Source organism: Pseudarcicella hirudinis, assembly GCF_900115665.1.
GTDB classification, from domain to species: domain Bacteria; phylum Bacteroidota; class Bacteroidia; order Cytophagales; family Spirosomataceae; genus Pseudarcicella; species Pseudarcicella hirudinis.
This window is the reverse complement of record NZ_FOXH01000008.1, coordinates 87,207-99,154: the sequence shown is the minus strand read 5'-3', so window position 1 is coordinate 99,154 and position 11,948 is coordinate 87,207. Positions and strand designations below refer to the sequence as shown.

Annotated in this window: 8 protein-coding genes; 1 reads left to right on the top strand and 7 read right to left on the bottom strand. The window is 38.5% G+C overall.

What is annotated here, in order from left to right:
- Positions 1–73 precede the first annotated feature (73 nt).
- The 6 genes from infC to BM179_RS14715 form a co-directional block, all read right to left on the bottom strand.
- Positions 74–634, bottom strand: a complete 561-nt coding sequence (gene infC, locus BM179_RS14740; RefSeq protein WP_092017916.1) for a translation initiation factor IF-3 — start codon at positions 632–634, stop codon at positions 74–76.
- Positions 635–842: 208 nt separating this feature from the next.
- The gene (gene thrS / locus BM179_RS14735; protein ID WP_092018032.1) at positions 843–2,783 is read right to left on the bottom strand and encodes a threonine--tRNA ligase; all 1,941 of its coding nucleotides are present in this window, start codon (positions 2,781–2,783) and stop codon (positions 843–845) included.
- A 236-nt stretch (positions 2,784–3,019) separates the two neighbouring features.
- Positions 3,020–4,240, bottom strand: coding sequence for a tetratricopeptide repeat protein (locus BM179_RS14730; protein WP_092017915.1), 1,221 nt, complete (start codon positions 4,238–4,240; stop codon positions 3,020–3,022).
- An 80-nt stretch (positions 4,241–4,320) separates the two neighbouring features.
- Positions 4,321–5,355, bottom strand: a complete 1,035-nt coding sequence (locus tag BM179_RS14725) for a sensor histidine kinase (protein WP_092017914.1) — start codon at positions 5,353–5,355, stop codon at positions 4,321–4,323.
- A 47-nt stretch (positions 5,356–5,402) separates the two neighbouring features.
- The gene (locus BM179_RS14720; protein WP_143095235.1) at positions 5,403–8,174 is read right to left on the bottom strand and encodes a BamA/TamA family outer membrane protein; all 2,772 of its coding nucleotides are present in this window, start codon (positions 8,172–8,174) and stop codon (positions 5,403–5,405) included.
- Between the two features lie 183 nt (positions 8,175–8,357).
- Positions 8,358–9,788: an aldehyde dehydrogenase family protein gene (locus tag BM179_RS14715; RefSeq protein ID WP_092017912.1), complete on the bottom strand. Its 1,431-nt coding sequence runs from the start codon at positions 9,786–9,788 to the stop codon at positions 8,358–8,360.
- Positions 9,789–10,010: 222 nt separating this feature from the next.
- Between BM179_RS14715 and BM179_RS14710 the strand changes: the two genes are divergently transcribed.
- A complete protein-coding gene (locus BM179_RS14710) occupies positions 10,011–11,039 on the top strand; it encodes a helix-turn-helix domain-containing protein (protein ID WP_092017911.1) in 1,029 nt (342 codons plus the stop codon).
- Positions 11,040–11,085: 46 nt separating this feature from the next.
- Here the strand turns inward: BM179_RS14710 and BM179_RS14705 are convergent, their stop codons facing one another.
- A complete protein-coding gene (locus BM179_RS14705; protein WP_092017910.1) occupies positions 11,086–11,856 on the bottom strand; it encodes a hypothetical protein in 771 nt (256 codons plus the stop codon).
- Positions 11,857–11,948: the final 92 nt, after the last annotated feature.

Sequence of the window (11,948 nt, the reverse complement as noted above, 5' to 3'; positions counted from 1 at the left end):
AATAATTTCAAAATATGCTAAGGGTTACAAGCTGATCTGACCGGGAAACGATTCAGATCTGACTGATAACTACTTATTTTTTGGGAGCTTTTGGCGAAAAGATAATAGACATACGCTTACCTTCAAGTCTTGGCATATCATCTGGTTTTCCATGTTCTTCCAAACCTTTTGCAAAGTTAAGTAACAACATTTCTCCACGTTCTTTAAAAACGATTGCACGGCCAACAAAGTGTACATAAGCCTTAACTTTTGCACCTTCTTTCAGAAAGTTGATGGCGTGTTTAAGTTTGAAATTAAAGTCATGATCGTCAGTATTCGGAGAAAAACGAATTTCTTTGATTACTGTTTTAGTAGCATTAGCTTTAATTTCTTTTTGTTTTTTCTTCTGATCGTATTTAAACTTGGCATAATCTACGATTCTACAAACCGGCGGAACTGCTTTCGGAGAAATCTCCACTAAATCCAATCCTTGTTGTTCTGCGATTGCCAAGGCCTGCTTAAATTCCAGGATACCTTGTTCAACATTTTCACCTACCAAACGTACTTCCGGTACTGCTTTGATAAGATTATTGATTCTGTAAGGCTCTTCTTCTCTTTTCTGTCCTCTGTAATTGTTGTTTGGGCGTAACGCCATATTTTATCTGTTAAAGTTAATAGTTGATAGTAAAAGTTTAGAGTTTTCAGGGTATTGTCCTAAAACTCTCGAAAGCTAAAGTAAAAAATAGAAATTAACAAGAGAATTATGAGTTATAAGATAGGTTTTATCCTTAATTCAATGCAAAATTAATTATTTTTTTAACATTAAAATAATCATGTTTCTAACTCATAATTCTGAAGGTCAGTTAAAACCTGAGAATATTCTTGTTAATTTCTTCCTGAGCCAGGGTGATAAACTGCTCTACCAGCATCATGCCCAGGTCTCCTTCTCCTTTCTTCCGCACAGAAACCATGCCTTCTGCTGATTCTTTTTCACCTACAATAAGCATAAATGGCACTTTTGAAACTTCAGCATCCCTGATTTTACGTCCGATTTTTTCATCTCTGTGGTCAACATAACCTCTGAGATCCACTTCCTGTAAACGAAGGAATAATTCATTCGCATAATTTTCGTATTTTTCAGAAATCGGTAAGATCGCCAGTTGCTCAGGTGAAAGCCAAAGCGGGAAATTTCCTGCTGTGTTCTCAATCAGAATAGCAATGAAACGTTCTAATGAACCAAACGGAGCACGGTGAATCATTACCGGGCAATGTTTTTGGTTATCCGAACCGGTATATTCCAATTCAAAACGTTGAGGTAACTGATAATCTACCTGAATAGTTCCTAACTGCCACTTTCTTCCCAAAGCATCTTTTACCATAAAGTCGAGTTTAGGACCGTAAAATGCTGCTTCTCCAAGCTCTACAACGGTTGGAAGGCCTTTGGCTGCGGCTGATTTTATAATGGCATTTTCAGCTTTTTCCCAATCCTGATCGCTTCCGATATATTTTTCCTTATTCTCAGGGTCACGTAATGAAATCTGAGCTGAGAAATTTTCAAAACCAAGCGCTTTGAATACATAAAGTACCAGATCGATTACTTTCATGAATTCTTCCTCAACCTGATCTGAAGTACAGAAAATATGAGCATCGTCCTGAGTAAAGCCTCTTACACGGGTTAATCCATGTAATTCTCCTGATTGTTCGTAACGATATACGGTTCCGAATTCAGCCAGACGCAAAGGAAGATCTCTGTAACTGCGTGGTTTTGTTTTAAAAATTTCGCAGTGATGAGGGCAATTCATAGGTTTCAGAAGAAACTCTTCATTCTCATCCGGCGTATGGATTGGCTTAAATGAATCAGCGCCATATTTTGCATAATGTCCTGAAGTAACATATAGCTGCTTGGAACCAATATGTGGTGTTACAACCGGTGAATATCCTGCACGTACCTGCGCACGACGAAGGAAATTTTCCAGACGTTCACGCAGCATAGCACCTTTAGGCAGCCATAAAGGTAAACCCATCCCTACTTTTTCGGAGAAAGCAAAAAGATCCAGTTCTTTACCCAGTTTACGGTGGTCACGGCGTTTTGCTTCTTCTAATAAGTGAAGATATTCATCAAGTTCTTTCTGTTTTGGAAAAGTAATGGCATAAACACGTGTCATTTGTTTACGTTTTTCATCTCCGCGCCAGTAAGCTCCCGCCACACTCATTAATTTTACAGCTTTGATAAAACCTGTATTCGGGATATGTGGCCCACGACATAAATCAGTAAAATTACCTTGTGAGTAGAAGGTAATAGAACCGTCCTCAAGTCCGTCGATAAGCTCTAATTTGTATTCATCATTTTTTTCAGTAAAATACCCGATCGCGTCAGCTTTTGAAACAGCTTTTCTGCTGAATTCATTTTTCTGACGGGCTAATTCAAGCATTTTATCTTCGATTTTCTTGAAATCATCCTGGCTCAGGGATTTTTCTCCCATATCGATATCATAGTAAAACCCGTTTTCAATGGCGGGTCCGATTCCGAATTTGGTGCCTGGATAAAGTGCTTCCAATGCTTCTGCAAGAAGGTGGGCTGAAGAGTGCCAGAATGTTTGTTTACCATCAGTATCATTCCAGGTAAGTAAAGCTACCTCCGAATCTTCATTGATCGGCAAAGAGGCATCCTGAACTTTTCCGTTTACTTTGGCTGCCAGTACATTTCTGGCCAAACCTTCTGAAATACTGAGGGCAATGTCCATCCCAGTTGAACCCTGAGCATACTCTCTTACACTGCCGTCCGGTAAGGTAATTTTAATCATTGTTTTTGAGTTTGAAGCCTGAGATTTGGATTTAAGGGGCTGTATCATACAACTGATACTTTCCGGCAAAAATTTAATGCCTCAGACAGATTTAGTTAATTTTTATTGTTCGACTATATATTTCCGGCTTTCAAAAGCTTTCGTTAATGAGTTTAAGCAATTGCCTTTCAGCATTTTTGTACCCTAAAAAGACCCAATTTAACATATATAGATCAGATTCCGCTAAAGAACCTTCACTATTTTATAATAGGATTGATCGATTTCCTGCTGATGGAATCTGTTTTCAGTCCTAATTTGGATTTAGGCTGAATACTTTGAATCTGTTTTAAGGAAGTATCTACTCTGCGTCCCTGCCCGTCTTCTCCGAAATCCGGAGGCAAATCCGACTCAGAAAAATCAGGAGGAAGGGTTTCTCCATACAACAGTTTCCTTTTGATTCTGTACATTCCGTTTAGTGAATGGTAATCCTGAGGATTAATCAAAAGGGCTTTTTTATAAAATTCTTCAGCCCTTTCATATTCTCCGGTATATTCCAGAGATTGTCCCATATAGAAATCAATTTCAGGAAATCTGGAATTATATTTCAATGTATGTTCAAATTGCGGAAGTGCCAGACGATAGGCTCTGGATTTGAAATAGAGCATTCCGGCATTAAAACTGGCATTGACGAATTTCGGATCCAGTGCTACTGCTTTAAGATAACACGAAACAGCACTGTCAAGTTTCCAGGATCGCTGAAGTGTATAACCCCGCTGAAAGAATAACTCCGCACTTTTCGGATAATATTTTAAGCCGTCGTTATTGTAAAGGAAAGCTATATCATATTGTCTGAGCGCGGTATGGACTTCTGAGAGCCGCACATAAGCGGGTAAATAAGTGGGTTTCAGTGCGAGCGTCTGCTCATAAAGCTGTAAGGCAGAAGTAGTATCTCCGAGTTTGGCGAAAATTTCCCCTTTAAAAAAATAGGTTTCTCCATTGTTCGGCGAAATTTGTACGGCTTTGTTGAGGTAAAGTTTGGCTTTGTTGAAAAGACGAAGCTGCTGGTATAAATCTCCGAGTAAATTATACAGTTCAGGGGACTCAGAATTGAGAACCTCTGCTTTCAGGGCTGCTTCCAGTGCCTCCCTGATTTGCTTGGTTTCTCTCAAAATTAAAGCTTTGGTCTGGTAATAAGAACCGATATTCCCGTTAATATCCAGTGCGTCATTAATGTCCTGAAGAGCATCATTAAGTCTGTTTTCTTCCAGATAAATCAGTGAACGTTTGTAATAGTTATCCGAAACACCCGGTGAAGCGTTGATGGCATCTGAAAGAAAGTTGAGGGTAATTTCTCTTCTTGACTTTTCTGTTCCTTCAGGCAATGGCGGAATAGTCCGGCCTCTTCTGTAATCACTTCCGCAGGAAATCAGGACAAAAGATAAAATGTATATACTTAAGAATACTTTGAGTCGGTTCATTGCTCAAAATTACAAACATTAATACAAATTCCGATAATGGAATACACACTCAATGAGTCTGAATATGATTTTTTTAATTTTCAGGGGCGGATGATAATACTGGCGACCACAAATTCATCTTCTTCTTTCAGTATAAACTCCGCTTTGTCCGGGAAATTGATCAGTAATCGTTTCTCCAGATTGAGCAAACCTACCCCGGAATTGGAGCGTTTTTTTTCTTCTTTCACCAATTTTCCTGAATTTTTTACAATTAGTTCAAATACACCGTTATTATATTTTGCGGAAATATGAATTATTCCTCCTTTTTTGTTTTTCCCGATACCATGCTTTATGGCATTTTCCACCAGTAATTGTAACGTCATCGGTGGAATATTTTGTCTTAATACAGCTCTTTGAATGTCCAGAGAATAAGTAATCCTTTCCTCATACCTGATTTTTTCAAGAGAAAGATAGTCTCTGACCAGCTTTAATTCATCAATAAATTCAACTACCGGGTAACTTCCCATTGAAAGAGAGGTCCTTAATAGCTGAGATAAATTAGTAAGCCCTTTTCTGGCAAGTTCCTGGTCAGAGATGGTCAGTGCCTTGATACTGTTTATAGCATTGAAAAGAAAATGAGGATTTAACTGATTTCTAAGTATTTCTAATTGGGCATTTTGAAGTAATACCCTGGTTTGCGTTAATAACTGATCTCTTTCCCTGGCAATTCTTGAATACAGCAATAAATGGTAAAGCAAAAACCAAAGCGCCACATATCTTACCGATTCAACATAGTATTGAATATAGTCACTCCATTCAGGAGGAATTCCCCGACTGGGGTTCCCGTATCGCATGAACCCTGTCAGACCATCCTGAATAAAGAAAAGTGCACCAACCACCATAGACCCCAGAATCGGGAAGAGAAAGGTTTGACGTGGCTCGTCTTTATTAAATCTTTTGAAAACGATGGTATAAACTGTAGTCCCTGTAAGTCCCAGAAAAAAACTGACAATCAAATACCAGATTAACGTATTTGGTCTTTCCTGGAAAAATTTTGTATGAGGATACCTCAGGTAAAATGTTGAAACCAACCACCATAAAATATGCCCCACCCATAAGAATTTTCCGTACCGCATTAACTTGTTGTTTTATTCTAAAGGTATTAAAATCCTGCAAAATTGGCTTAAAAACCGATATCAATCACTAAAGGTTGAAAAATAAATTGCTGCTCACTCGCTTTATAAATGCCTCTGACTCCTATTTCCAATTGCTGTGACAAACGCATAAAATGAAACTGAGATGTCAGGTCAAAGCCAAATGACTGATAATTTCTGGTACCGGTTCTACCGTCTGCTATTGTACTTTGTCCTTGTGCGAAATCTGTAAACAGGTTGACTTTTAGTCTTTTCAGGAATAATAATCTTCCGAGTTCCCAATCAGGATCAAATAACGGCATACGGTATTCTATACTGCCGACCGAAAGATCTTCGAAGCTTGTATATCCGTAACCTCGTGGAAATGTGACCGGACTGCCGAAACGATAATTTCCTTGCGACTGATGCTGATAACTTCCCCGAAATCTCAAACTATGATGTCTGGCAAAACCGGGAAAGTATAAATTTCCCTGTATTGCAAATAAGCTGGCGGAAATATTTCCGCCAAATGGGGTATTTCTGAAATAGATACTCAGCGACTGTGCCCATTTTGGTGCGATATCTCTTGCTGCCCGTTTGAGTTGTCTTGCATAGCCAAGGTTATAAATCATTGAACCGAAGGTTCCGTTGAATGATTCGGTAATGTATCTTACCGGAAGATCATATCCGTAAACGGTAACTAATGAGGTATTTACACTGGCTGTCAGACTTTCAAGGTATTTTGAATGCGTCAGAATAAGCGGTAATCTCAAACCAAAATTCAATTGCTGCTGATTCCAGGAATCTTTTCTGAGGCTATCCAAAGGTCCGTTTCTGTCTCTGTCAATATAAATTTCGGTACTTCTTGCGGTATTTGTATAACTGAAATCCAAAATCGGGTACCAGCCCTGATAGCTGAAATTGGTATAGAACTGCCCTCTTTGTTCGTTTGAATTATAACCGTAGCCCGCAGATAAAGTAGTGGTGCTCAATAAATCCTGAGATGAAACACCAACATTGAGATTATCTCCGGTAGAATTTGTTACAATTCCCCAACTGTAAAAATTAAATATATGAGATTTTCGGTATTTTTTTATAGAAAAAGAGCTGTCGGGCGTAGTTTTTAATAAATTCTCACCAGCTTCCTGTAAGAGCATTTTTCCAAAATATCTTGTCGGTCTGTAAAATGCAGAATCAAATTTCAACGCTTTTGACCAATCGAATGGCATGCTGACAATACGATGACCTTTGGCAGAAAAATCATTAAAGTATATCATTCCGGCATCGGCTGAAGGAGCGGGATTAAAGGCACCAAATTTGCGATTAGTCACGACTTTTCTCTCTCCTGTTTTAAGATCAACAGCAAAAATATTATCAATTCCGGAAATTCCGGAATTAAAAAACAAATACTCACCCAGCCGTACAGGATGTGCTATGTTTTCATTTTCAACATGATACAGTTCTTTTTCTTCTCCCTTCTCCATATTGAAATCAGCGATTGCTTTCGCATTGTTTTTCAAAGTAATAGCAACAAATGCCTCATTGTTATACCATCTGGGATGCAGGAAAAAGGCATTATCCGGATTTGAAAACCTGTAAAGTTCTTTACCTGAGCTACATTCAAGTACTACAAGCGAATACCTGTTTCCGGTTGAAGTTTCCACGGCTGCTATTTTGGATCCGTCCGGAGAGAGAGCAGGAGAGGCCAATCTCGTTTTAGAGGTAATATTTCGTTTGATTCCGGTATTGATGTCGTACAATCTGATAACAGAATAGTCTCTTTGAGCCCATCTCGGATCAAAAGTGTTTTCTGCCCAGACGATTTTTGTTCCTGCAGCAGAAAGCATTCCTGCGTCATTGAGAATACCTAAATCGAATAATTTCTCTTCATTTTGTTCTTTATCCAATATAACAAATTGCTGAATGTCAGATAAGCCTGATTTAAGGGCAAGAATCCTTCCGTCCGGTAAGATCTGAGGATACTGATAATTGGTGAAATACTTATTTTCAGAGGTTTTTAATGGATTGACAGCAGTTTCCTCAATTTGATCTATTTCTTTTTGCCAGGTATTTTTGAAGTAACTGATGGTTTCTCCATAGAGTTTTTCTGTAGTAAGACCAGTCTGTTTCTTAATATTGTTCGAAAAAGAAAAAGGATAAAAAGGAAATTGATAAGTTCCCTGAAGAATTTTTTCCCAGGCATCAGCCCCGAACCTGGTTTTGGTATAAGTGGTAAGGAGATAGCCATTTACGTAATGATTCGGCACAAAATCTTTAAAAGAACCACAGGCTGCTTTCGCATAACTATATGGCTCTTTGCTTAAAAGATTGGCCCGGTAAGCCATATCAAAAGTCGGAATCCGGCCTCTTCCTGAGGGGGTCAGTACTGTTTCTGTTCCAACAGCATCTCCTTCCCAAAACCAGTTAGGTACTGCCAGAAATGAGATAAGACTTTGGCCGTTATTTCCGAAAATCCGTTGAAAGGCTTTGGTCCAGCCTGTCAATGCTTTTTGATTCTGAACAACATGCCGGAATTCATGAACGGCCAGAATATTCAGCCAGTTATTGGTCCCTAAAAGCGTATAATCCTGTGGCGGTGTAATAAAAAACTCTGTTCTTCTGGGCAGCAAGGTGACAAATCCATTAGAAACAGTGGTTTGATTCTGAAGAATTACAGAAATTTTCTTCGGATAAGCTTTTAAGGTATTTCCTACCGGTTGATAAACGGTTTCCAGAGTATTTGCTGTTTTTTGAGCAGTGTTACCGAGTTCATTCGGGAAAATTAACCTGAAATGAGGGGTGTTAATTTGACTCCACTTCAAATTTGAAGGGTTTTGCTGGAGATTGGTTGCTGATTCTTGACAAAAAGCGGGAATTGTTAAACAAAAATATAAGAATAAATTCAGAAGTATATTTCTCATGCAAAAACCTGAAAGAGACTAAGTAAATAAATAATTGGACGGTGGTGTTAATCAATGTTCTTCAATTCCTGAAAATAAAAACGGTCATACGTACTTTAAAAGAAATCCAAGTAATTTCTTTACCCTTGGTGTGTAAGGCGGATAGATCATTTTAAACAGATTCAGCCTTTGTTTTAAAACGGCTTTTTGGTTTGAAAATTCTGTAAAACCCCAAATTCCACCTGATTTTCCTATTCCGGAATTATTGACCCCGCCGAATGGCAATTCTTTATGGGCATAATGAATCAGCACATCATTAATTACTACGCCCCCGGAGGAGGTATTATTTATGAAATAGTCGATATTTGATCGTTTTCGAGAATGGATATAGAGAGCCAGGGGTTTTTCTCCGGCATTAATTTTCTCAATTACCTCGGCATTCTGCTCAAATTCAATAATCGGTAAAACTGGCCCGAAAATTTCTTCCTGCATAATTCTTCCGGCCTTTTCTGTTCCGGTCAGAATAGTAGGCGAAATATAATTGTCTCCTGCATTGGTTTCTCCTCCATACACCAGAGAGGCTCCGTTTTCGAGAGCATCCTCAATCAGAGATTTTAGCCTTAGAAAATGTCTTTGATTAACAATCCGGGAAAAGTCAGTTGTTTTTTCAAGGCCCCCGGCTTCAGGATTGAACATTTTTTCAGTGGCTTCAACCGTAGCTGAAATCAATTTACTTTTAACATTTTTATGAACCAGTACATAATCCGGAGCGATACAGGTTTGTCCGGCATTGATAAATTTACCCCAGGCAAGCTTTTCTCCGGCAGTTTTAATATCTGCCGTTTCATCAACAATAAAAGGGGATTTTCCCCCTAATTCAAGGGTAACTGAAGCAAGATGTCTACTGGCAGCTTTCATCACGATTTTTCCCACCTGAGGACTTCCGGTAAAAAAAATATGATTAAACGGCAGATTCAGTAATTCTGTTGAAACCCTGGCATCACCTTCAATCACAGCTATCTCGTCTTCAGGGAATAATCCCGAAAGCATTTCTTTTATCAGAGCAGAGGTATTGGGGGTTAATTCCGAGGGTTTTAAAATAACCGTATTTCCGGCTGCAATTGCCTGAGCAAGTGGCTTGATTGCCAGATTGAAAGGATAATTCCAGGGAGAAATAATCAGACATTGCCCTTTGGGTTCAAATTTTACATAAGCTGAAGTTCCGAACATATTCAAAGGAGTAGGTACCTTATGGGGACGCATCCAGGTACGAAGGTTCTTTATCAGGTGTTTGATTTCACCATTTACTCCCATCAATTCCCCGATTATGACTTCAGAAGGATGTTTTTTGAAATCCAGAAAGATGGCTTCTTGTATTTTTTCTATATTTTTGCTGTTGTAATCTAAAAGCTTTCTGAGTTTCTGAATTCTCTCATTTGCCGGGGTCCGGGCAATATTTGAAGCATTACTTTTCTGTAATTGAAATAAATGCTGGATTTTCTGTTCAAGATCTTTTGGCACAATGGTTTCTTCCATGAGTTGTTTCAGATTAGCTTATTGATTTTGAAGTAGCATAATTACTATTGGAATTTAGGGAAATTATAGGATGTTGCAAAGCTGAATCACATTTTAAATGTTTTGATTATCTTAAAATGAAGCATTTTGTCAATAAATCCGGATTCTTGCCAATTTAAATTTCTGTTTGTGTTGCATTCAAAATTATATCAAATATTTTTGTAACAAAACATCATCCTGTCAATGTCGATCGTTAGCAACAATATAAAATATCTTCGCCGTCTCAATGGATTGACTCAAGAGCAATTTGCCCGAAGGATCAATATAAAGCGTTCGTTATTAGGTGCTTATGAAGAAGCAAGGGCTAATCCTAATCTTGAAAACCTTAAAACAATAGCACAGGTTTTCGGCACATCTGTGGATTCGCTGATTAAGACAGACATCCGGAAAATAAGGGAAACCCCCGGCATTAATATTGGACAGACTGTAGGACAAATTCCTTCTTCTGTCCTGTCTACTACCCAGCCTACTTTTAACGGACAAACAGTACAAAGAATAAATCCTCCGACACAACCTTCTCAGAATTTTATTGCTGAAGCTGAGCCTAAGCCCATTGCGCATGTCATTGAAAAATACTTACGGAATGAAGAGCAGGTAAAATTGGTTGCTCAGCCTGTAGTGCCTAAAAAAGTAAACAGAGCTGACGGATACCGTGGATTTGTGACGGTGCAGAACTTAACCAAGCCCATTGAATTTCCGCAGGTAAATAATCAGCATCATGATTTGCTGCCTGAAATAAAGAGCAGTTATTCTTTTGGCATTGTGAAAAGAAATCTGACATCGGAATATTTGCTGAAATACCAGAAGCCTGAATTTCTTTCGGCTTTGCCACAAGGAAATCTTCCCAATCTTTTTGCGGGAAAATACCGTGCATTTGAAGTAGGAGAGGACTTCTCTTTTCCGGGAGCTTTGGTAGTTGGTAAACATATCGCTGATGTAACCAGCGTTTTGGATGGCAGACATTATATTCTTATTCTTCAAAATCAGGGAATTATTTATCGCAGGGTATATAATCAGGCGAAAATCAAGGGCGTGCTGTTGTTAAGCTCTGATAACCAATCAATCCCAAGTTTTGAAGTCAGTTTGAAAGATGTACTGGAAATATGGGAAGTGAAGGCTTTTATCAGTGAACAACTCCCTGAACCACAGTTGTCTCTGGAGAAAATTAAAGGACTTGTGGATGAATTACAGAATGAACTTTCAAGAAGATAAAAAGCAGAGATTTATTTCTTGGAAATCTCTGCTTTTTCGATAAATATTATTTCAGAAGCTCGTCAAAATAATCCAGAAGTGTGACGGTATATTTTTTATTCCCGTTCGGATTTTTAAGGCTTTTACTGAATTCATACCAAAAGCCGTCTCCTGTTGTAAGATATTTTCCCGGATTTTTAGGCTCATTCTGACTGGCTAATTCCGGGATAAACTCCCCGACAAAAACCTGTTGCATTAAAGGGGTTGCATCTTCCCAGACAAATTGCTTTAAAGTCTTCCCGGAACCGGTTTCGGTGTAGGCTTCTGCTTTACGGGTACTGAAAAACACATCAATGAACAAAGTCTGAACATCCTTATCACGGTCTATTTTTTTGTAAATAAGGCTGAGATTTTTCTCTTTCTGAGCGGTTTCATAAACAGCCTGCATCAATTCCTGTAAAAGATATTCCCATTCTGCCTGATTTTGCGGGCGTCCTTCAAAGTTTTTACCTACTGAAATTTCGAGAAAATTTTCTTCCTCTTCCAGTGCTTTGTGATTTGGTCTTTCAGGAGTTTTGGCTAAAAGTTGTTCAATTGCAGTTCGCCAGGCTTTGTTTAAGATACCTTTCCATGAAAAATCATCTTCAGAAGTAAAACCTTCATCGTAAAGATCTTCTTCGGTAAGGTCATCTCTGTAAGTATAAACAATCTGAAAATCAGCCGATAAACCTTCTGTTTTTTGTTCAAGGCTTAGCAGGATCTGATTACAGTATGGGGCAGGAATAATATCTGCTGTTTCGTATTTTATTTGAAGTTGTTGAAGCTGTTTCAGTTGCATATTCGAATTCTTCCTGAAACTCTTTACTAATCAGGAGTTCCGGATTTTGCAAAGTTATGGATAATTGTAACGATTTACGGTCTATTCCTGTA